We start from the raw sequence: 20,511 nt of genomic DNA, 5'->3' as shown, positions 1-20,511 counted from the left end.
ATGGCATTTATGTCGCGTATTCCATCTATATAATTTCTACCAAACTGGACGAGCCACCCAGGTATACCATCAAAGATGTCGACGGCGTCTTTAAGCAGATTCTCGGGAGGCTCAATACCTCCTGCCTAAAGCCGAGTCTCAGGAAATCCAGTGACTCATCCCTTGAGAATCTACGAACATCAACCTCAATAAAGTACCTACCATATAGTGGAGACTCTGGATTATCAACACCGATGAAATCGCTCAACAACCTAACCTCAGAACCACTGAGAACAACCGTTATATTGCTTAAATGATCATAGGTATATGCCAAGACCCTCCTAAGCTCAGCAGATATGGGTGGTTTTGCATCCTGTACCTCATCAAGTACAACAATGAATTGCCCTCTACGATTCAACTCCTCAAGAAGCCCCAATAAGCTTATGGAATCCGTACCCCTCCACCTAATCTCAACGCCAAACTCCATGATCCTAATACCCCTAATACCCTCGATAATTCTCCTCAACTTACTAAGACCGTTGCTTAAACCCTCAGATAACCTCTCATAAAGATCTAAGTGCGTAGCCGCACCACGTAGGTCGATGTAAATGCCATTATACGGCTCAAGAAAGGACTTAACAAGGGATGTCTTACCGATACGCCTAATACCAAGAACAACGATAAGAGGCCTACCAACGGATTTATCGAGAATCTCCAGCTCATCTACTCTATCAAAGAGTTCACTCCTAGAACTTTTAGGTCTTGGATCGAATAAGTTCCGCACCGGAACTAAGTTCCGCCTAGGAACTATAAACCTAACGCCAACAAAACATAGCCCATACCAAGCTCAAGCGTACTCATTCCCAATGAGTTTAGTTTTTAAGACGATAATGCCGTTTTAAACCGATATATATATATATGATTTTTAACACGAAGGTTAGTAACGGGGACATTATCCTAATTCTCGCAATAATCATATGTCTCGAAATAATATTCCTACTAATCAACCACCAACTGGGCACTATATTGGCGAGCTAATAAACGGTAGCGGCTTAATCGTGGTCAATGTTCCATGTGGGACCATGGTCAGAATCGATGTTGAATTTACGAATTTAGGATCGTCATTGGCAATGATTCATATGCAAAATGGCACCATTATAACGCTAAGCCCAGGTCAAGTTAAAGGTATATCGCTATTGCTATTATCAAAATCGTACACGCTGTGCTCATCAATCGCCAATGGGAGTCTCGTGGAGGTTATTCAGGGCGGCGCAGTACAGGGTATGGTTGGTAATGCCTATGTGAATGCCGTGATTATACGTATTAGCGGCAATGTGTTTGTGTACATTACTTATTGGGTGATTAGGTTATGAGTATTGAGGAGGCTAGGGCTAAGATACTTGAGTTCAGGGACTTCCTAATCAATATTGATAGGCTAATGCCATGGCTGACGCACTACCTAATATAGCAATTAATATACTCTTAATCACTATAATTCTATCAAGTGCTTTAATACTTTATGAATTCATGTACGTATTTCTCTATAATGTCTCAGTGATAATGAATGTGATAATGGCTATAGCATATTCATTAATTTCGGCATACGTAATCTACATAATCGCAGTGAAGGTACCTAGGAAAATACGAAATGCGGGCAAAGATGCTGCAGTTAGATATGCGCATTGGGATAGGCTATTGAATGAGGTTTACCAGGCATTATTGCCATACTTGAATCTATAAATTACGATGAACTATCCATTAAGATTCACAGAGCAAGGCTTGGTTACTTAGTGGCCGTGTTGGTTTATATCGCCATATTCACGTTAATCGCAGGCTTCGCACTATACGGATTAATATTCTTGGTGCTGCTCCCCATGTTCATATTCCCAATACCAACGCAGTTAATGCAATATTCAATACCCATTAGCCTGGTGCTGGGCTTCATAATAGTCATGAGGGTTAGTTGGGGCAGGGTAAGTAATAGTGTAAGGACTTTATGGATGATTGACTCCGCGATGTGGGAATTAAGGTGGATTGAACATGATCTCAGAAGATTCTAGGAATTTAAACCAGATCTATACGTCATTGTGAGGATAATAACCGTACTTCACGAGCAGGGCCCATGAATCGCACAAACCTAGCCACGGCAATTGGTTTATCCTACGATAGGGCAATGAAGTACCTCGCCTGGATGAGTAGTAGGGAATTGATAATCATTGATGACAATGGGTATGTCAGATTGACGAGGAAGGATGAGGAAACATACACAACACTGGTTCAGTGGGTAATTAACTACGTTAGTAGGTTAAGATTTCCACGTAGGTTAACCAGGAATAGGCGGTGAGTAGATCACATTAACGTAAAGCCCCAGCAAGCTCCATAATCTTCTGTCTCCAATCCCTAGCCTTAACAATCGCGCTCGCAACCAAAACACCCTGCGTGCCAAGCTCTAGGGCCTTCTTAACGTCTTCGTAACTCTCAATACCTGCTCCCGTGATCACGGGAATGTCTGGGTTAACCCTCTTCGCGAGCTCCACCGTCTTCACAATGACGTCAGGCTTCTCCCTACTCACGGCCTTACCCGTACCAATGAGCTCAGGCGGCTCAACAGCCACGGCCGTTGGCTCCAGGGCGGCGGCAGCAGCACTTGTGTATGGGTCGGGCGCGCACACGAGGGTCTCTAGGCCGAGGCTCTTCGCCCTGTTAACGAGCCAGCCAAGGTCGTTAAGTAACAACCTATTCTCGCTATGGTTAAGTATTACTCCCGAAGCCCCAGCCTCCTTAACGAACTCAAGTGGTACATGACCTGTCCTAGCCCCAGGCTCGACCGGGTCAGCGCCCTGTGCATAAACGGGTATCCCCACGCCCTCAGCCACAAGCCTAAGCTCAGTGACTGGTGGGGCAACCGCAATTGATACGCCCAATTCCCTAGACACGGCCTCTGCGACTTTGGCCAGCTCAAGAGCCTCTTACCAAGTACCTCAGGGTACACCTTCATGTTTATGATAAGTACTGGCAACCTCATACGCGCTATAAGCAGGGCTAATGTTTATTAAATTACTAGGGTTTAATGGGAATAATAATCCCACCTAAGCAAGCTTTTTACTCAGGCTGTTCTTAAATAGTGAATCAAAAAAAGCAAGACACTTCAGTGCATAGGGAATAATGTAATAATTATTTTATAGCCAATCAATGTCGTAACTCCCCTCGCCCATGTCCTCCCTTATCCTGGCGAGTACATCCATTGTGCCGAGATACGTCATGTCCGTTAGGTAAACCTCAATGTTACCTAGTATTTCCCAGGTGCGTGCGTAGTGGAGTATTGTCTCGACCTCAACCAGGTCCTTTGGGAATATTTCAAATACGTCCATGCCCACGGTCAGTGGGTTGAATGTGGGTAATACTACTATGTTCATTGTGCCTGTGGTTCCTATCTCGGTGTTGTACATGTTTTTACCGAACACGGACTTATCAACGCGTATCTTTACAATGACTGGTGCCCTCATTACATAACCAGTCACGTCCTGTATGAGTATGGCTGGGTGGGTGTGCCCCATTATTATTACGTCGGCATTCATGAAATCCTCAATCCTAGGCTTCGAGTTACCGTGAAGCAGTAGTAGGTTTTTCCCGTCCTTACTCCTCATTATGAAACCCCTCGAGTCGATTAGGTACACGTTAGGCTTCACGTCACTACTCAATATTAGGTCGAGGTTACCATCATGGTTGCCCTTAACAAGGACCACCTTATTGAACCTACCACTGACCCTGTTTAGGAATTCCCTAATCTCCCTGGCACTCTCGACTATACTGGCTATTTCATGCTTAACATCACCGAGTATCGCTAGCGATGTTGCACCAGTCCTCTCGGCGAAGTCCAGGACCAACTGGGCAATCCTAGTAGACTGGCTCGGTATCCTAACACCCTTCTTACCAAGCTCAACCTCCAGGCCGACGTGAGTATCGGCAATAAGTAGCCACCTCTCACCATCATCAGAATCCACTGTAATGCCTCGAAACTCCTCAACGGACACCGCATTAGTAATCAGCAATTACTGCCTTAAAACCATTTTGCGTAACAACCACTAACTTAAAACCTCCCTAATTACGTATGTCAAAGCCTCCCTAACACCAACCCCATATTGACCAGCGCCATCATGAACCCACCGAATGACCCAGGGATCATAATGAATAATACTGGGCTCTAAACCACTGAGCTTACCAACAACGGCAACCCACTGCCTACCCAGGGACTCCCTAAACATATTAATCACAGGGCGACCAATACTAATCGAAAGCCTCCTAACAAAATGCACTAGGTTCCTCAGGGCAACCACCGAGCCAAGGTCCTGAATACCCACCGGGTAAACAACATCACATTCACCCAATGCACCACTAAACACGTTATCCAGGTTAGGCTCAAATGATGGGAAGTCAATAATCACGTGATCAACACCAACCCTATCAACCAAGTACTTAATCAGCAAACCCAACTTCTCCCTAAAATCCCCATACTCATTAATAAGCGCCAAATCACCGTGACCGGAGGGTATTAGGTAAACAGGGCCATGCTCCGTTGGAACTACATGGACAACCTCACTAATCTTAGACGCATTTATCACGTAGGTAGCCAACGTATGCCCCGGCATAGTACCAAGTAGACTAAGTGACGTGCTTGGATTACCCATGGCCAAGTCAATGATGGCTAGCTTAATACCGAGCGCGGGCGCCGCCCTGGCAGTCAGTATTGTTAGCGTGCTCTTGCCAACACCACCCTTTTGACCGGAGGCCATGCATTTAATGCCCACGTTAATACAATAACATCTCAGTTAATAAGGCACTAACATTAGCATGAACAAGCATTTTTAACCCAGCATGCACAATATAGGTTGTGGAGATACCACGGTTAATACTCGACGAAGCTGAGAAGAGGGGGATTGACATCATCGATCTAATAGCCAGGGCACTATCGCTTGACCCATCAACAACGACCAAGGCCCACCTCGAGCTTGCCGAGAAGTCCCTTAACGAGGGTGAGTCATTGATTGATAGGGACCCCGAGCAGGCCAGCGAGAAGCTATACAAGGCTGCTGAGGAGGCCATTAAGCTTTAGCCATAACCCTAGGCCTAGACGAGGCGAAAAAGGCCTCTGAGATTGGTAGGTGGACAGCACAACTGCTATTTGATGCTGTGGATAATACCACCGACAGGCTTGGCAGGAGGGAGGTCAGGTGGTGGAAAAGTGCATGGTTCTTACATGTTGAGGGGTTTCATGAGGCAAGGTTAAGGCCTGACCAAGTCAGGAGGGACCTACCCGACATTGAGGCTCTCGTGAACCTTGCAAGGAGTATTTCTGGAATCAGCTAATGGGAAACATTTAATTAGATGTTGTTCATTACTTTATGCATGAGTAGTCAAGAGTTTAATTGCGGTAATGCCATAATGAGTAGGAGGTTTATGATTGTTTACTTAGTTGTTGCTGTGTTCTTTTTAATTACGTGGATAATTAACACGTCTAATTTCATAAGGTTGGTGGCCTTTTTAGTATTCCTAATGTTTTCCTTTGTTGCCGTTAAGCCACCGAGGATACCAAGTGCTGAGGAGCGTAAATGGAGTATCATATTTAGTGTACTTATGGTTCTATTTTTCATAGTTTGCTTACCACTATCTGTCTATATGGCCGTTAGGCAGCCGGTCATTGGCTCAACGCTTATACTTACATTCCCATTAGCGATCTCGGTGTTGTTTCTTGGCTTAATAATCGCCTCGTACATTAAGTATGGTATTTGCCGTTAATTACATGGTCGTAAATTATTTTAGCCCTTGGTAAGCTAATTTTCTGTGAGTAAATATAGCTATAGGGTTAGGATTAGGGGTAAGTACGCAACCGCCATTAGTAAGTTAGCGCTTGATCTTGGTTACACCATTGTTCAGGCATCTGACGTGATAATCAATAGGTTTAATATTAACGTTAATAATTCTGCGCCTGACGTCACTATCAAGGACTCTGAGAGGGTTCCTGGGGCATTAACCATCATGGGCAAGTGTGGTGCAGTTAATGATGTTGTTACTAACCTGCTCAGGGTTGTTGAGGAGGAGGCACTGGTCTGGAGGTCTGTCGTTCCTCTTCATAGGGTCGTCATGGGTATCGTCAATGTTGTTGATAGTAATTATTTCGTTGATGTTGGTAATGGTGTTAAGGCCATACTTAAGGCGCCGGGCGGCGCGTATAATGATGGTGATGTGATCCCTGTCGTCATTAGCAGGACTAGGGTTTATCCAGGCGATGAGTTGGTGGCTGTGCCTGGCGTTAGTTGATACTGAGTACGTCTCTATAGTACCGGGCAGCGGTACGGTGTTATTTAGCAGGCATATTAAGGATTATGAGGTTAGGCAGGCACTGCTTAAGGTTGGTCTTAAGTACGTTGGTAGGTTAAGTGGTTATAGCATTAAGTGGAGGAGTAGTGCTCAATTCCTGAATGAGAGCGAAGCTGTTAAGGAAATTGAGAGAGCTATAAATATGCTTAATGAAGTTGAATTGGCTAGTAAGTCGTCAGCCCCTCACACGGTACTACAGGACGGTGAATGCATCACTGAGGTCATGCTTAATGGCAGGGCCAAGCTCCTTCTTGATAATGTCAGGAATAACGTCATGCCAACAATAATTGGCCATCACACGTATAAGACCTTAAGGAGGAATACCGCGTTATTGGATCTCGTTGAGGCATTACTTGGTCATTGTAACGATAGGGCCGGTTTTAGCGCTGAGTTCATGAGGCAGTTAATGAGTAGAAGATATAGGGTTGGTATTGTGCATGTTAAGCCCAATGGTGAGGTTATTAGGCTTGGTAATGCGGATGTGCTTAAGCCTGATCCTAACGACATTGTTTTAATGCGTAGGTTGAGGGGCGGTGGACACCTAGATGGCCTTGGTCTTCCTAAGGAGGAGGGTGACATGGCAATATCCTGCTCTGCAATTGGTAATGAGTACTTGATCCACGTCTATGTTGACCATGCCTGGAGACCCAAGGGCATTTACATCAATATTAACACACCCATTGAGTTTACGGGCGGTAACATACTATACATTGACCTCGCAGTCGATGTTATCAAGAGGTGGGATTCAAATGAGGCTAGGGTTATTGACTATGATGAGTACGTGTCATACGTGAGCATGGGTGTAATACCGAATAGGTTAAGGGTTAGGGTTGAGAAGCTGGTAGGTGATTTATTGGCAAGTGCCATAGGCTTGGTGAGGAGTGCCTTAACAAGGCCAGGGAGCTTGCTGAGTAGCTTCATACACCACCGAATACCTGCATGATCCTCACTATCTCGAATCCTGTTGTGTCGCTACCGACTAAGCCACCATTGTCATTAACGACCAGTCCACCCCTGAGGAAGCTCCTACCCCTATTAACCGTGCCGACATTAACCGGTAAGCCGAAGTAATCCTTTACCTTCTTTACATCCTCATCCTTGGCCTCAGGGCTTAGCAGGACGCCTCTATCATTAGCTACCGCAATCGAGCCCACCAGGTAAGTGCCGCAAATCTCGTCAACAATTACTTCGGTGCCCAATGTATCCCTTATTAATCCCACGTATTCCTTCTCGATTATTGGCGATACAACGGTCTTCCTATTATTCGTAAGTATTAGGTTGGCGATAGCGGTATACCTTGTGCGTATTATCGATACATTGAGGCCGTTCCTCCTCAATTCATTTACCTCATCCTCCGTGACTATGCTCGGCACGAGTACGCCATTGTCATTACCAACCATGAATATGCCTATTAATGGTGATTTAGCAAGTGATGCCTTAATGACGCTCGTACTAAGGGTATCCCTTATCGAGTTAATGACCTTATCTGGAACGTCCATTGGTACCACAGTCAAGGTATTATTTGTAAATAGGTAAACACCTATTGTTGATGTTCCATAAATGCTTAATGGCGCCACCTCAAACCTACGCCTACTCATCCCTATCGAATCTACAGACAACTTAACAACTATTTAAATAATTATTATGGGTTATACGGTACTGCCCCCATCCCAGGTAACCCCGATATATAGATGCCGGCGATGAGCAACGCTAATAGTAATGCAACGGTTATGTAATCGACTTTACTCATCCTAATGTCCTTATAATACGTCCTCCTCCTATAAGCCCTGAATGCCCTCATGTCCGCCGCAATCGCTATCTGCCTTGCATCCCTGAGGTCAGTATTACGATGCTAACGAGAGCCATAACCACAACCCTAATTATGAACAGGGACTCGACAATGAACCTTATTGGGTTCCTACTCCTGGGTCTAAAGTCAACTCCCCTTGCCTTTAATGAGTTAAGGACCACCATCGAATTCTCAAGAACCTTGGGCACGGAACTAACGGCCAGCAGCAACGTGAACCCAAGCTCAATAGGCAACCCACTCTTCTCGAGGGATCTAAGTATGTCTGATGGCGGTGTACTAAATATGAGTAATAAGCCGGAGGCTATTGCTGCCACGGCCCTGAACGTTATTTGTAAGCCGTATATTATGCCCTCCCACGTTAAACCAACTGGGTTATTAACATAGCCTAGGTATGGTACGTAGAACGTACCCGACCCCTGCGTTATTCCCAAAACCGCTAGTGATTGTGGAAATACGTAAAGGAACGTCACATGATGGAATATTACCTGTAGGTATGAGTATGGTGCAAATATGGACTCGGTCCACGCTGTTCCTATGAATGAGGCCAGTATTAATGGCAGTGCCACCCTGAGCTTCTCCTTAATATTGCTTAGTAATGCGTATAGCGCCATGACCGCTATGAACATTATTGCCGATATCCACCAGATTGTTATTGCGGCAACGGTGGTAACTATTATCGAGAGCAAGATCTTAGTCCTTGGGTCCATTCTATATATTATTGACTTACCCTCAATAAACCTAAACAATGACATATAGCCCTGGAAGCCAATGAGCTTAAATATCAGGTAAACAACCAATACAGGCCCGTAAAACAGTATTACTAACGTTATTATCCAATTAATGACTGGGTTATACAATAATTGGTTAAGCAGCATTCACCCTCACCCTCCTAATGCTTGCCGTTGGCTTGCCTATGTTTCTCGTGACCTCAAAGACCTGTGGTGGTGAAATGCCCCACTCAGGATGCCTATGCGACTCTTCAAAAACCTCCTCTGGAGTCCCACTAAATGCCACAGCGCCATCGTACATAATAAATGCCTTATCACTGTATTCCCCAACCTGTCTCATATTATGGGTAACCATGATTAGCGTCATCCCTCTCTCCTCCTTAATTGTTAGTATTAGGTCCATTAAAGCCGTACTCGCCTCATTATCAAGCCCCCTCGTTGGCTCATCAAGAATCAGTATCCTCGGCTCAGCCACAAGTACGGAAGCAACGCTAACAAGTCTTCTTTGGCCCACGGATAATTTATGCGGCTCTGGTTCAGTAAATCACCAATGCTAGATAATTAACAATCCTCTTAATCCTATCCTCAGCCTCCCTACCATGAACACCAGCCAACTTAAGCGTAAATTCCAACTCACCCCTAACAGTGCTCGAAAAGAGCATTTGGTCGGGATCCTGAAATACATAACCAATTAACCTAATCCTATCCCTACCAACTAGTTTCGTTGAATCATAATTAAATATTTGAATACGACCACTACTTGGTTTATAAATACCCGCAAGAAGATACATCAACGTTGACTTACCACTACCATTAGGTCCTATCACACTAACAACATCACCATCATGAATAACCAAGTTAACGCCCTTCAGAACCTCCTGCGTACTACCCGTAGGTAAACCTCACGTTACTTACTGCCACAGCAACCTCACCATCATCCTCCCTGCGTCTCTCGACGACATTTAGCTTATCGGCAACGCTCATTTCAAGGAATTCATCAACAGATATTGGGTAGTAATCGGCATTCTTATTAATCATTCTATATAACGTGGTTACCTGAGGCTCTTCAACACCTAGCTTTGTTAGGTCCTTAGCCACGGCTTTATGAGGCTCATCATCGATGTATATCGTCCCATCCTTAAGGCCGATAATCCTATCCACCATGCCTATAACCCTCTCAACCCTGTGTTCGCTCATTATTATCGTCAATCCCTCATCATTCAACCTCTTAACAAGGTTAAAAACCTGCTCAGCACCAATCGAGTCAAGCATTGATGTGGGTTCATCAAGTATTAAAATCCTTGGTTTAACCGCAAGAACACCCGCAATAACAAGCCTCTGCTTCTCACCACCGCTGAGAAGGAATGTTGGATGCTTCATCTTATGAAGTAGATTAACTAACTTAAGCGATTCAATAACCCTCTTTCTCATTTCCTCAGGCTCAACAGCCCTATTCTCAAGCCCAAAGGCAACGTCGTCATCAACAATCAACGAGAATATTTGGCTCTCCGGTATTTGATAGACAGTACCAACAATCATGGCCATTTCATGAACAGGGGTCTTCCTAGGATCATGACCAGCAACATTTATTGAACCCCTAACAGTCGCACTTATTATATTCGGTATAACACCATTAATTACATTAAGCAATGTTGACTTCCCAGAACCCGTCTTACCAACGAGAAGGACAAACTCACCCTCCTCAATCTCGAGTGATAAACCCCTGAGAACGGGCTTGTCAGAACCGAAATAACGAACAAAGAGATTATTAATTTTTATTATCTTCGACATACACCCCCCTAGGTCAATACCTTCTTAATATAGTAAATGAATGGGGCAACCACAAGACCAAGCACAGCACCCGCTCCTATGCTAGCTATACTCGTTATTAACCAAAAGCTTGGCGTAAACGAAATCCCAAGTACAAATGGTCCCCAAAAGCCCCTCCACCAAAATGGGTATGCAGCTGAAATTGTAATGCCGCCTAACAACGCATCAACTACGAATAATGCCTTAGCGGGCTTTAACTCCTCCTCAAACTCCTCAGCGGTTACGGATTCACCACTTGATACCTTAGAGTCAGTCACGCCCTTAAAGACACCCCTGAATGGTATCATGTAGTACTTACCCCTATAAATAAGCCATAGATCTATTATTGCGGCGTATGATGTAACCTCATAAATAAACCAGAAGGCTCTCCACCAAAGCCGTAATGAATAATATCAGCGAGGAGTGTGTATATGACCATTGTTAACCCAGCCGAGCCAGGCTTACCGACTAGGGCGGCTGCTAACATTACCAGGAAGGTCTCCCCAATGATTGGGTAGTAGAAGTACGTTGTTACTGTACCAACCTTGGGTATTAGCGGTGATATAAAGAAGTTATAAACAATAAGTAATGCGGCTATTAATGCTATATAAACGAAGTCAATGGTCTTAAAATTACCGAAGGGCCTTCCCTCCTTTGGCCTCCATGCCCATGCAAGTAATGCGAAGTAGAGTACTGTCCATATGAGTATGACATACCAGGGTATTATTGTGTTCAAGTTAAAGTGCACACCATTCCAAACCATATATTCACCAAAAGGTATTGATGACCTTATTTAAAAAGATTTACGTAAATAATGTAATTATATTATCTAAAGAATTATATACCTTAGGTATTATTTGAAAAATATCAAAAGCATAATAATTTGCAAATTACATGAAATTAAGTAGGAAGGCTGATATTAACCTCGCTAACGTATTTAAACAATAGCGACTTAAGGCTTTCCTCCTCAGCACCTGGAATCCTTATGTGACTCCAGGGCAATTCGCTGTTAAGTGGTTTCCATGAGTATACATACTTATTGAGCAGGTCCTCATACTTCCTAAGCAGTCTTCTCCAGGAACCTCTATCGAGCCCTGTTAATGAAGCCTCAAATACTAAGTTACTCACATCCCTATCGCCAAGTGATAGTAACGCTTGAACCTTTGCATCAAGTACATTATATGTTGAGAACTCGGTATATGTCCGCGCACTTCTTAAGGCCTTAATCCTGCTATTGATGATGTCATCATTGGCCATTGGTAACCATTGTAATGGAGTATGGGGCTTGGGTATCCATGGATTAACAGAAAGTGCATGCTTAATGCCCAACCTCTTAAGTCTCAATAGCAGGTTAATTATTGACTTCACATCGTCGTCATTCTCACCTGGCAATCCAGCATGAAGTATAGCTTCAGGTGATCAATACCCGCATTAACCGCTTCCATGGCCGCCCTAACAATATCATCATCCGAAAAACCCTTACCCAATGCCCTTCTCAATCTTTCACTTGACTCTGGAGCTACCGTGAGGACTCTTTGACCGCCCTTCGCAATTAATTTAATGATGTCCATATCTAATGAGTCAACGCGTAGTGAAGGGACAGAAACATTAAGACCTAACTCATTAACTAAGAAACTCATTAGCTCTTTAAAACCTGGGTGATCAGTTACGGAAAGACCTATCAGGGATACCCCACTAACTAACCTTTCATCCCTACCCAAATCCCTGAGGATTAATTCCTTAATGGAATTATGTCCGCAAACCTGACGGGCCTTCCAACAAAGCCCTCCATACAGAATAAGCAACCTCTTGGACAACCCCTCATAACCTCAAGAATGGCTGGGTTACTAAATATGGACTTAACATTACCGAGACTTAGCTCAATTGCTGTATCATGGATGAGCTTGATTGAGTATGACAAGTCCCTTACGAATGCCTTAGTTACAACATGCTTGCCAAGTGATGGTACGTAAAAACCCACTAAGTTTGCATATTCCTCAATATTCTTACCGTATTCTGGGTAATAATTGATAAGTGTTGGAATTAGTACCTCAGCATCGCCAATAAGCATTATGTCTGTGAATGGCGCCATGGGTTCGGGGTTGGCCATTAATGTTGGTCCACCCATTACAATTAGTGGATCGTCAACAGCTCTCCGAGAGCTATATGGACTTATGCCACTCATTTCCATCATCTTTAGTATACGTGGATAGTCAAGTTCATAATGTACTGAGAATATCACTATGTCGAAATCCCTAAGTGACCTGGTTAAGGATTTGCCGTCATCGCTTATAAATACGAAGTCTGAATACACGTTGGGGTGCTCATTTAGTAGTTTCCTGATTATGTGTATTGATAATGATTGAAGGGCAACCCTAGCATTTGATGGATAGGCAATGGCTACCCTAATCATTCCCTTCCTGTAGGACTTTTGGTATGCGTTCATTGTCGTTATGAAATTCCCTGGTATGGCTGTGACGGGCTAATTCTAACCCTGAGAATCACGAGTGGTTGATTGGAATCTCTTATTTCCATTATCTTCTTTAATAGCCTTAAGCGTATGCTTGTCATGTTCGTTGACATTAATTTCAACGTACCATCCTTCCCATACTCATTCACGAGCTCGCTAAGCGTTGTCCTTAATATGAAGTCTGAAACCACATCAAGGCTACAAACCTCATTCTGCCTTATTAATTCCACGATTATCTCCCTACGTAACTTATCAACTAAGTTCTTGGGAATGCTCTTAAGTATTTCATCGGCGTTAGCTGAGGATTTGCATTATTATTATCCTCACTGCTCAATTGCTCATTCTCACTAAAGACAAGCTTAACCCTCTGTCTCCACTTAATAACCCACCAATTAAACCACTCATCAACAATCCTCGTCACTTGATCCTCATTCCTCAAAATCCTCTTGCACAATTCATATGATGCATCCTCATTACTCAGGTTAAGCAATCCAAACTTATACAATAAGTAATACCTCAGGTCTTGATAGGCATAATCTGTTAGGAAATCCTGCTCGTTAGGTTCCAAGTCCCAGGGCAGGGAGTTAATCCGTTGCTGAATCATGGAGACTAGCTTACGCTCACCAAAACCCTCCCTGCATGCTATGTCAATGTCGAAATACGCCACAAAACTCCCGTATGCATATTATTTTATTTATTATTTAAACATTTGGTCCATGTTATGCTTAAATACGACTAAATAATTTATTTATATCCATAAAATCATGAAGAATTTTTGAAATAACAAAGGGACTAGGTAATGAATTATACCACCTACTTACCAAGTAATTAATTACGTAGGAAACATCATCACTACTCAAGGTCCAGGCCGGCTCCCTATCGCCGTAACTCACACCCAGCAGTAATAATCCGTAGGGCGGTGCGGGTGGTATTGGCTTTCTAATCCTCAACTCTATCAAGTCCCGTAGCTCATCAATAGTTAATATGCCAGAACCAACCATCCTAAGGGCATTAACAATCTTCCTAATCATCTTATTCCTAAACCCACGACCAACAATAGTAAATACTATGTAATCATTAAGTCTCTCAATATTAACGTTGTTAATCATTACCGTGGTCGGCACACCCCTCTCCCTAACCTGGAAGTTGGACAGATCATGAACACCCACGAATAATTCCGCCGCACTTCTCATTAGATCAACATCCTCATAAAGCCAGGGCATCACATAAACGTAGGTCCTAGACACGGCAATCCTCGCACGGAAATCATCATCAACCTCAGCCCAAGCCCACACTCTTATTCCACTTGGTAGCCTAGAATTTATCATGCCCGGCATCAACTTAACATTATTGCCATACTTTACCGAAATCACATTGCCAACGGCACTAACGCCAGGATCGGTCCTCGAAGCCTTACTTAATTTAAAGTCCTTAATAAAATACTTAATGGACCTCCTCAGGTAATACTCAATGGAGTTGGAACTACCCGTGAACCCACCAAATAATGATCCATCATAGAACACCTTAAATGCCATCGCCGGCATTGAGTGTTACGTATATAACTAGGTATTAAAATCAGCGCCGATCACAGCCAAAGCCAATGGACTATTAAGCACCTTTATTGGACTTAACAACGACTATCCTATAATTACCATCATCCAGCTACACAGCCTCCCTAATCTCCGCATTAAGTATTTTCAATATTCTTCGCATCATTGCATCATTATGAAGCATATGAAGTCATAAGTTATTACCGTAAATACCGACCAGCCTCGGCCATACCCATTTCAGGACATTACCTATTGAATTAATTAGACGTATTAACACGCCGTAATTGAAGCGCTTGAATTAATGACGCCTAACCTAAACGAACCTAATACCCTCAAGATACCTAATTTCCTCCTCAGTTAACCTCCAACCGGCAACGCCCAGGTTCTCCCTGACATGGTCAGGGTTTGATGCCCTAGGTATGGGGAATACATGCTCATGCTTACTAATAATCCAATTAAGTACTATTTGGGCCACGGTCTTTGGACCATGAGTCTTAGTTATGATTTCCAGGGCATCCCTCGGAAACCTAGTGATGAGCTTACCATGACCAAGCGGGTAGTAGGCTATCACAGCCATGCCGTTCTTCCTTGCGTACGGTATTATATCACTCTCAATCCTCCTATCCATTAGGCTATAGGGCATTTGGATGGAAACGACCTCGTACTTCTTCAGCGCGTTCTGGGCTTCAATAATTTGATTAAGACTGAAGTTGCTAAGTCCTATGAACCTTATTAATCCGGCATCGACCAGGTACTCCATCGCTCTCATGGTCTCCGTGATCGGAATCCTCCTGTTCGGGAAATGTATTTGGTATAAATCTATGTACTTAACACCCAGTCTCTCAAGGCTTCTTTTCGCAGCCTTAATAACGGCGTCATACTTAAGATGTGTCGGCCATACCTTAGTGGCTATGAACAATTCCTCCCTATTGAAATCCTTTGTGGCTTCACCAACCAGTGGTTCTGAGCCGTAAATCTCAGCCGTATCTATGAAGTTAATGCCTCCCTCTAGGCCAACCCTTAAAGCCTGAATTTTCTCCCGTAGCCAGGCCTTATACCGAGTCTTGATAGTATTATCCAGCCTGGGTCGTAGTACGTGCCCATGCCTATTATGGATACTTTAACGCCAGTCTTACCAAATACCCTATATTCCACGGATGCCGTATATAAACAGGCCCTATTAACCTTAATTCCTTAGTTATAAGTGTAATCAGGTACCCCAGGATCGATCACCAGTCACATGGCATGTCACTCATCACTAGCGAAGAGCTCAATCAGGGTCTTAAAATACTTAACTTGGGCATTGCTTCGTTGGGTTTATAAGCAGGTTGCATTAGCTTTAGCAACGTGAGTGTTAGTAGCAGGGACTTGGTCGCCAAGAAGATGGCTCAGTTAATTAGAGCCGGGGCAACGCTGACCAGCTACACATGCCCAGTCTGCGGAACCCCACTGCTTAGGCTTAAGACTGGTGAGTATTACTGCGCCAACTGTGATAGGCCTGTAGTTATTGTTAGGTCTGACGCTGAGGAGAAGGAGGTCATGATTAAGTACGGTCTCATGGACATTAGGGATACACTCTATGAGAGGTTAGTAATGATAAATAACGAGCTTAAGGAGACTAAGGATATCGATAGGATAAATGAACTCGTCAAATCCATGGTACTTATCCTGGAGGCTTATGATAAGATAACGCAGATAATAAACCAGGGACTGCCCGGAACAAGCACTAAGGCTGAGAAGAAATAGGGAACCTAAGTAGTGCGGCGATACCACCAATGCTTCTCAACTTCTCACCACCCTCTGTACTTAGCGGTATTATTACAAGGTTTGCTCTCGTCTTAAGCACCATGCTTATTAAATCCCTCATTTCACCACCCCTCTCCTTGTATGTCTCATCAAGGACTATCATTGTTTCAACGGCGCCAAACTCGAGCGCTTCCTAACCTCGTCGAAGCCCACGGCAACCAATCCATTACCCGCACCTAGTCTATTAAATACCTCGTTCACGTACTCCTGCCCAAGGCTTATATTCAGCTTCCTAAGAACATCAACACCAACCCTCTCAAACTCATAAACACCTGCTAAACCACCCTCGCCCTGCTCATGATAAATGATCGGTAATCCTAATCTGCCTAACTCCTCATTAATTACATCCCTAGCAATCGACAAAGTCATGTGATTACCGACAACCACAATATGCGTCGGTCTCCTACTCTGAACCCACTGCTTAACCTGAGTAAGCGCATTCCTAAGTGTCCTCCTAAACCTATCAAGTGAATCCTCGCCCTCCTTACCACCGCCCTGTATTGATATTGTCCCGAGCAACTCCCTACCAAACCTACGAATATGGGCAACAGCGACCTCCTCCATGGATACGGAAACCAATAAAACACTTATTGATGAGCCACTGAACATCTCCAGGACCTTGCTTATGAACTCCCTATCAATACCGCTGGGTTTAACCAACCTATACTCAAGTCCATAGGTCAACTCCATCGTGTGGTGACTACCCCTGGCACCTTCAAACCACTCAGGAACCTCTATCAGTACGCCCCTAACCCTAAGCGTGCCCCTGAATGCGTGGTACTCAAGTTCCTCAACCCTAAGGCCAACATATATCCTAATCCTCTCACCCCTGGAACCCTCCCTACCCCTAAACTCCCTAACAGTCCAACCATAAATGACATCACCTGGATCAATCAGCAGGTAAATTACGTATAGATCATCCTCACCCTCGACCACGAAGTCAACCCAATCCTTACCAAGATTAATCTTCACGAGAAAACCAACGAACCTAAGCAATTAAAACCCTAACTATTCACTGGAACCCATCCCTTGACCCTCCCTTGCCTTCTTCTCTTCAAGTTTCCTAAGCGTTATACCGTGCATTGCCGCCGCATACCATAACAACTTCCAAACATCAGGTCCTTTATCACCATACTCCATGACGAACTTCCTAGCCAACTGCAGCAATTCATCGGCCTCCTCAAGCGTTAACTCATCCTTATCAATGAGCTCAAGTAATCTCCTCTTCTCAGCCTCTGTAAGTGGATTAGTAGCCATTGTAATCATACTGCGCAGCGTAGCCTTAACAAAATTCACATCCTTACTATCAAGAACACCCCTAAAACCGAGAAACTCGGTGATGAACTCGTTCTGGCCAGAAATAACATTAATGAGCCTATTAAATCTTCCATCCATGTAATTCCTAAACTCACTAAGTTTTGAGTCAACATAACCCTTCAACTCATTAATCCTTAAATCGACATAACCCTTGAGTTCACTAAACCTGGCGTCCACGTAACCCTTTAAATCTCTCTCGAGTACGTCAAACCTCTTATCTATTTCATTAAAGCGTTCATCTATCTTTTCGAATCTCTTATCTATTTCCTCGAACCTTTTGTCGATTTGCCTGAACCTCTCGTCGACCTGCCTAAACCTCTCATCTATTTGTTTGAATCTTTCATCGATCTGCTTAAACCTCTCATTAATTTGCTGAAACCTCATGTCAACCTCCCTAAACTTACCACCAAGCCAATAAAGCGTCGTACCCAAAATCGTAACTATAGTAACTATAGGCCCAACAATACCCAAAATTAACGATAAATCCATCATTTATTAATGATCGTGATTAGTTAATATTCCTTGCGCAAATCATGTTTTAATTCATTCGTGGATTTATGCCGGGAAGTATTTATAAATAGGATAGATATCCTATCATGATGATTAGCGAAAAATGGAATGAAGTGCGTGCGTTAATTTTCACGGTATTTTCCATAAGCACCACAATTGAGGCTTACGTATACTCCATAGCCTACATAGCCTCCAACTGGGTCTCGGTACCGAGGACTCTAATTGCCCTACTATCCGTCTGGCCACCTCTATGGTTACTAATTGGCGGTGCTATAATGGGGCCCATCTCAGACGCCATTGGTAGGAGAAGGAGTCTTTACTTATCGTTGATTATGTACGTAGTGGGCTCCCTGAGTCTAATACTTAGTATTAATTATGCATTCTTGCTATTTTCCATAGCCATATTAATGCTCGCCGTTGGTGGTGAGTATAATACAGTTATGATTTCATCCCATGAATACTTCCCAAGCAGTGTTAGGAGTCGTGCCGTCTACTTAATACTTAACTTCACGAACTTCGGCGGCGCTTTGGCCGCGGCCTTGGCCCTGGCCAACATAACGTCAGTGACGCTTCAAAAACTTGCGCTTGGATTGACAATACTCGTAATAATCCCAGTGCTTTACCTACTTAGGTCATTAATTCCCGAATCACCATACTGGCTCAGGCTAGGAGACCAATTGCTGAGGATCAGGGGCTTAATTTAGAGGAGGGTAATCGAACATCCATAAGGTTACCACCATTACCAGTTAGGGTAGTGATTGGGGGCTTAATCGGTTGGTCATATACTGCTGGTTTCACATTAATGGTGTTAACCTTCGGGCCCTACTACTTCCCCAGTCTCACTAATTGGCTTATCTTCGCCTTCTCGGCAGCATCCTTCATCTCTGGAATACCAGTAAGTATGTTCGCTGACAGGACTAGCAGGAAATTACTGTTACTCATTTCATCGTTAGGATCCCTAGTTACCTCAGTACTTATACTATCGCTAATTAGTGGTCTCGTAAATGACCAATACATCTTCTGGGTGCTCTTCATATTATTCTCAATACTCGTAAATATGTATTTCCTAACTGAAGATACGCTAAAATCTGAGTATTGGATTACGAGGCGCAGGGGTTCCTACACTGCGGCTGTTAGGGTTATGTCGTTGGGTGGTTCGATACCAGTGATATTCCTGTCGTCTTACCTGCCAGTGAGTTTGTATCTAGCATTGGCGGTTACGATATTCGGTGTTGGTTTCGTAGCTTCCCTCGTCTGGTACTTAATCGGTGTTGAGACTGGTAAGGGAATTAGCATTAGTGCGTGGGAACATGAGAAGTAATGAGGATAAATTTGATCTAGTAATAATCTCTGACTGTGTTTTGGATATTTATTATAGGGTTAGGGAATTACCAATTAGGGCTGGTGACGTTTCTGTATCCGATATAATCGCGTTATCACCAGGTGGTGCATGCACAACGGCCTTGGTTGCGCGTAAACTCGGTCTTAAAGTCGCTGTTATTGATAGGGTTGGTGATGACCCCTTCTCAGACATACTCATTAATTACCTTAGTAATAATGGTGTGTATACAGGATTCATGAAAAGGGTGCATGGTTTCACAACAATATCCAATAACATTATTGGTACTGGCGGGCACGCATTCGTGGGCTACCTAGGAGTGGGTAAGGACTTAACAATCAGCGATATTAATGAGAATATTATTAGGGTCTCAAGAACCATTTTTATCAATGGTTTTTACGCAGCATTTACGAGGAACATTATTAATGCATTCGTGGAAGTCGCCAGAATCGCCCATGAACGCCCAATACCTGTTTTCCTCGATACGGGACCCTCCATTAACAATGAAGACCTCATAATTGATCTAATTAAATCAGTAAATACTGTCTTTATGAATGAGGAGGAGATGAGAAGGTTATTTGGTGATATAACGGGGCTTGTTAGCGCTATGCATGGTTCTGACGCTATTGCTGTAGTAAAGTTGGGTAGTAAGGGTGCCGTTTTAGTGCATAATGACTTAATTAGGCATTGCCAAGCTCATAATGTGGGTAATGTGGTGACTACAATAGGCGCTGGTGATGCATTTAACGCAGCTACATAGCTGGTATATTACGAGGTCTAAGCCTGAAGATTCATGTAACCTAGGCAATAGGGTC

The 20,511-nt window shown here is 43.7% G+C and carries 31 protein-coding genes and 3 pseudogenes; 12 read left to right on the top strand and 22 right to left on the bottom strand.

The window, feature by feature from the left end:
• Positions 1-25: 25 nt before the first annotated feature.
• On the bottom strand, positions 26-763 hold the full coding sequence (locus JCM16161_RS08775; protein WP_243671026.1) for an ATP-binding protein: 738 nt from the start codon (positions 761-763) through the stop codon (positions 26-28).
• 193 nt (positions 764-956) lie between these two features.
• On the opposite strand from JCM16161_RS08775, the gene JCM16161_RS08770 reads away from it, so the two are divergent.
• From JCM16161_RS08770 to JCM16161_RS08755, 4 genes are all read left to right on the top strand, one after another.
• Positions 957-1,352: a hypothetical protein gene (locus JCM16161_RS08770; protein WP_243671024.1), complete on the top strand. Its 396-nt coding sequence runs from the start codon at positions 957-959 to the stop codon at positions 1,350-1,352.
• 70 nt (positions 1,353-1,422) lie between these two features.
• Positions 1,423-1,719: a hypothetical protein gene (locus JCM16161_RS08765; protein WP_054855613.1), complete on the top strand. Its 297-nt coding sequence runs from the start codon at positions 1,423-1,425 to the stop codon at positions 1,717-1,719.
• A gap of 50 nt (positions 1,720-1,769) precedes the next feature.
• Positions 1,770-2,039 carry a hypothetical protein gene (locus JCM16161_RS08760; protein WP_054855612.1) on the top strand — a complete coding sequence of 90 codons (270 nt, stop codon included), beginning with the start codon at positions 1,770-1,772 and terminating at the stop codon, positions 2,037-2,039.
• A gap of 62 nt (positions 2,040-2,101) precedes the next feature.
• Positions 2,102-2,323, top strand: coding sequence for a hypothetical protein (locus JCM16161_RS08755; protein ID WP_054855611.1), 222 nt, complete (start codon positions 2,102-2,104; stop codon positions 2,321-2,323).
• 10 nt (positions 2,324-2,333) lie between these two features.
• Here JCM16161_RS08755 and tpiA read toward each other — a convergent pair.
• The 3 genes and pseudogenes from tpiA to JCM16161_RS08740 all read right to left on the bottom strand — a co-directional run bounded on the left by tpiA (position 2,334) and on the right by JCM16161_RS08740 (position 4,787).
• Positions 2,334-3,004 (bottom strand): annotated as a pseudogene (gene tpiA, locus JCM16161_RS08750) (triose-phosphate isomerase).
• Between the two features lie 154 nt (positions 3,005-3,158).
• Positions 3,159-4,013, bottom strand: a complete 855-nt coding sequence (locus JCM16161_RS08745) for a metallophosphoesterase family protein (RefSeq protein ID WP_054855610.1) — start codon at positions 4,011-4,013, stop codon at positions 3,159-3,161.
• Between the two features lie 51 nt (positions 4,014-4,064).
• Entirely contained in the window at positions 4,065-4,787 is a 723-nt protein-coding gene (locus tag JCM16161_RS08740; RefSeq protein ID WP_054855609.1) for a ParA family protein, read from the bottom strand.
• An 83-nt stretch (positions 4,788-4,870) separates the two neighbouring features.
• Between JCM16161_RS08740 and JCM16161_RS08735 the strand changes: the two are divergent.
• The 4 genes and pseudogenes from JCM16161_RS08735 to JCM16161_RS08725 all read left to right on the top strand — a co-directional run bounded on the left by JCM16161_RS08735 (position 4,871) and on the right by JCM16161_RS08725 (position 7,300).
• Positions 4,871-5,346: pseudogene (locus JCM16161_RS08735) on the top strand (PaREP1 family protein).
• A 39-nt stretch (positions 5,347-5,385) separates the two neighbouring features.
• Positions 5,386-5,775, top strand: coding sequence for a hypothetical protein (locus tag JCM16161_RS08730; protein ID WP_054855608.1), 390 nt, complete (start codon positions 5,386-5,388; stop codon positions 5,773-5,775).
• Positions 5,776-5,820: 45 nt separating this feature from the next.
• Entirely contained in the window at positions 5,821-6,297 is a 477-nt protein-coding gene (locus JCM16161_RS17350; RefSeq protein ID WP_243671022.1) for a hypothetical protein, read from the top strand.
• Positions 6,266-7,300: a DUF402 domain-containing protein gene (locus JCM16161_RS08725; protein WP_243671019.1), complete on the top strand. Its 1,035-nt coding sequence runs from the start codon at positions 6,266-6,268 to the stop codon at positions 7,298-7,300. The genes JCM16161_RS17350 and JCM16161_RS08725 overlap by 32 nt, the downstream gene beginning before the upstream one ends.
• Here JCM16161_RS08725 and JCM16161_RS08720 read toward each other — a convergent pair.
• The 15 genes and pseudogenes from JCM16161_RS08720 to JCM16161_RS08670 all read right to left on the bottom strand — a co-directional run bounded on the left by JCM16161_RS08720 (position 7,275) and on the right by JCM16161_RS08670 (position 15,715).
• Positions 7,275-7,955: a translation initiation factor IF-6 gene (locus JCM16161_RS08720; protein WP_054855607.1), complete on the bottom strand. Its 681-nt coding sequence runs from the start codon at positions 7,953-7,955 to the stop codon at positions 7,275-7,277. The two genes, JCM16161_RS08725 and JCM16161_RS08720, sit on opposite strands and share 26 nt — an antisense overlap.
• Positions 7,956-7,999: 44 nt before the next feature.
• Entirely contained in the window at positions 8,000-8,158 is a 159-nt protein-coding gene (locus JCM16161_RS17345) for a hypothetical protein (RefSeq protein WP_243671017.1), read from the bottom strand.
• Positions 8,159-8,172: 14 nt separating this feature from the next.
• Complete coding sequence (locus tag JCM16161_RS08715) at positions 8,173-9,042, bottom strand: energy-coupling factor transporter transmembrane protein EcfT (protein ID WP_243671015.1); 870 nt, start codon at positions 9,040-9,042, stop codon at positions 8,173-8,175.
• Entirely contained in the window at positions 9,032-9,370 is a 339-nt protein-coding gene (locus JCM16161_RS17340; protein WP_243671276.1) for a hypothetical protein, read from the bottom strand. The genes JCM16161_RS08715 and JCM16161_RS17340 overlap by 11 nt, the downstream gene beginning before the upstream one ends.
• 21 nt (positions 9,371-9,391) lie before the next feature.
• Positions 9,392-9,722 (bottom strand): annotated as a pseudogene (locus JCM16161_RS17335) (ATP-binding cassette domain-containing protein); the annotation flags it as partial.
• A 58-nt stretch (positions 9,723-9,780) separates the two neighbouring features.
• A complete protein-coding gene (locus JCM16161_RS17330; RefSeq protein ID WP_243671013.1) occupies positions 9,781-10,686 on the bottom strand; it encodes an energy-coupling factor ABC transporter ATP-binding protein in 906 nt (301 codons plus the stop codon).
• 8 nt (positions 10,687-10,694) lie between these two features.
• Positions 10,695-11,012, bottom strand: a complete 318-nt coding sequence (locus JCM16161_RS17325) for a hypothetical protein (protein ID WP_243671011.1) — start codon at positions 11,010-11,012, stop codon at positions 10,695-10,697.
• 35 nt (positions 11,013-11,047) lie between these two features.
• Entirely contained in the window at positions 11,048-11,467 is a 420-nt protein-coding gene (locus JCM16161_RS17320) for a hypothetical protein (RefSeq protein WP_243671009.1), read from the bottom strand.
• A gap of 137 nt (positions 11,468-11,604) precedes the next feature.
• Entirely contained in the window at positions 11,605-12,096 is a 492-nt protein-coding gene (locus tag JCM16161_RS08700) for a hypothetical protein (RefSeq protein ID WP_054855606.1), read from the bottom strand.
• Positions 12,069-12,425, bottom strand: a complete 357-nt coding sequence (locus JCM16161_RS08695) for a hypothetical protein (protein ID WP_054855605.1) — start codon at positions 12,423-12,425, stop codon at positions 12,069-12,071. The genes JCM16161_RS08700 and JCM16161_RS08695 overlap by 28 nt, the downstream gene beginning before the upstream one ends.
• 11 nt (positions 12,426-12,436) lie before the next feature.
• Positions 12,437-13,150, bottom strand: coding sequence for a hypothetical protein (locus JCM16161_RS08690; protein ID WP_054855604.1), 714 nt, complete (start codon positions 13,148-13,150; stop codon positions 12,437-12,439).
• 5 nt (positions 13,151-13,155) lie between these two features.
• On the bottom strand, positions 13,156-13,404 hold the full coding sequence (locus JCM16161_RS08685) for a hypothetical protein (protein WP_054855603.1): 249 nt from the start codon (positions 13,402-13,404) through the stop codon (positions 13,156-13,158).
• A 26-nt stretch (positions 13,405-13,430) separates the two neighbouring features.
• On the bottom strand, positions 13,431-13,841 hold the full coding sequence (locus JCM16161_RS08680) for a hypothetical protein (RefSeq protein WP_054855602.1): 411 nt from the start codon (positions 13,839-13,841) through the stop codon (positions 13,431-13,433).
• A 58-nt stretch (positions 13,842-13,899) separates the two neighbouring features.
• Positions 13,900-14,718, bottom strand: coding sequence for a pseudouridine synthase (locus JCM16161_RS08675; RefSeq protein ID WP_054855601.1), 819 nt, complete (start codon positions 14,716-14,718; stop codon positions 13,900-13,902).
• A gap of 319 nt (positions 14,719-15,037) precedes the next feature.
• Positions 15,038-15,715 carry an aldo/keto reductase gene (locus JCM16161_RS08670; protein ID WP_243671275.1) on the bottom strand — a complete coding sequence of 226 codons (678 nt, stop codon included), beginning with the start codon at positions 15,713-15,715 and terminating at the stop codon, positions 15,038-15,040.
• 356 nt (positions 15,716-16,071) lie between these two features.
• Here JCM16161_RS08670 and JCM16161_RS08665 point away from each other — a divergent pair, with 356 nt between their 5' ends.
• Entirely contained in the window at positions 16,072-16,470 is a 399-nt protein-coding gene (locus tag JCM16161_RS08665) for a hypothetical protein (protein ID WP_054855600.1), read from the top strand.
• Here the strand turns inward: JCM16161_RS08665 and JCM16161_RS17315 are convergent.
• Genes JCM16161_RS17315 through JCM16161_RS08655 form a run of 3 tightly spaced genes read right to left on the bottom strand, consistent with a single transcriptional unit; the run spans position 16,451 to position 18,318 of the window.
• Complete coding sequence (locus JCM16161_RS17315; RefSeq protein WP_243671007.1) at positions 16,451-16,633, bottom strand: hypothetical protein; 183 nt, start codon at positions 16,631-16,633, stop codon at positions 16,451-16,453. The genes JCM16161_RS08665 and JCM16161_RS17315 overlap by 20 nt on opposite strands.
• Complete coding sequence (locus JCM16161_RS08660; protein ID WP_243671006.1) at positions 16,630-17,526, bottom strand: single-stranded DNA-binding protein; 897 nt, start codon at positions 17,524-17,526, stop codon at positions 16,630-16,632. Before JCM16161_RS08660 ends, JCM16161_RS17315 begins: the two co-directional genes overlap by 4 nt.
• 12 nt (positions 17,527-17,538) lie before the next feature.
• A complete protein-coding gene (locus JCM16161_RS08655; RefSeq protein WP_243671004.1) occupies positions 17,539-18,318 on the bottom strand; it encodes a hypothetical protein in 780 nt (259 codons plus the stop codon).
• 152 nt (positions 18,319-18,470) lie between these two features.
• On the opposite strand from JCM16161_RS08655, the gene JCM16161_RS17310 reads away from it, so the two are divergent.
• From JCM16161_RS17310 to JCM16161_RS08645, 3 genes are read left to right on the top strand one after another with little or no spacing between them, the layout of a single operon-like run.
• Entirely contained in the window at positions 18,471-19,061 is a 591-nt protein-coding gene (locus JCM16161_RS17310) for an MFS transporter (protein WP_243671003.1), read from the top strand.
• A 50-nt stretch (positions 19,062-19,111) separates the two neighbouring features.
• On the top strand, positions 19,112-19,678 hold the full coding sequence (locus tag JCM16161_RS17305; protein WP_243671001.1) for a hypothetical protein: 567 nt from the start codon (positions 19,112-19,114) through the stop codon (positions 19,676-19,678).
• Positions 19,626-20,456 carry a carbohydrate kinase family protein gene (locus JCM16161_RS08645; RefSeq protein WP_243671000.1) on the top strand — a complete coding sequence of 277 codons (831 nt, stop codon included), beginning with the start codon at positions 19,626-19,628 and terminating at the stop codon, positions 20,454-20,456. The genes JCM16161_RS17305 and JCM16161_RS08645 overlap by 53 nt, the downstream gene beginning before the upstream one ends.
• Positions 20,457-20,511 lie beyond the last annotated feature (55 nt).

This window comes from Vulcanisaeta sp. JCM 16161, from assembly GCF_001316285.1.
This window is presented reverse-complemented; position numbering and strand designations above follow the sequence as displayed.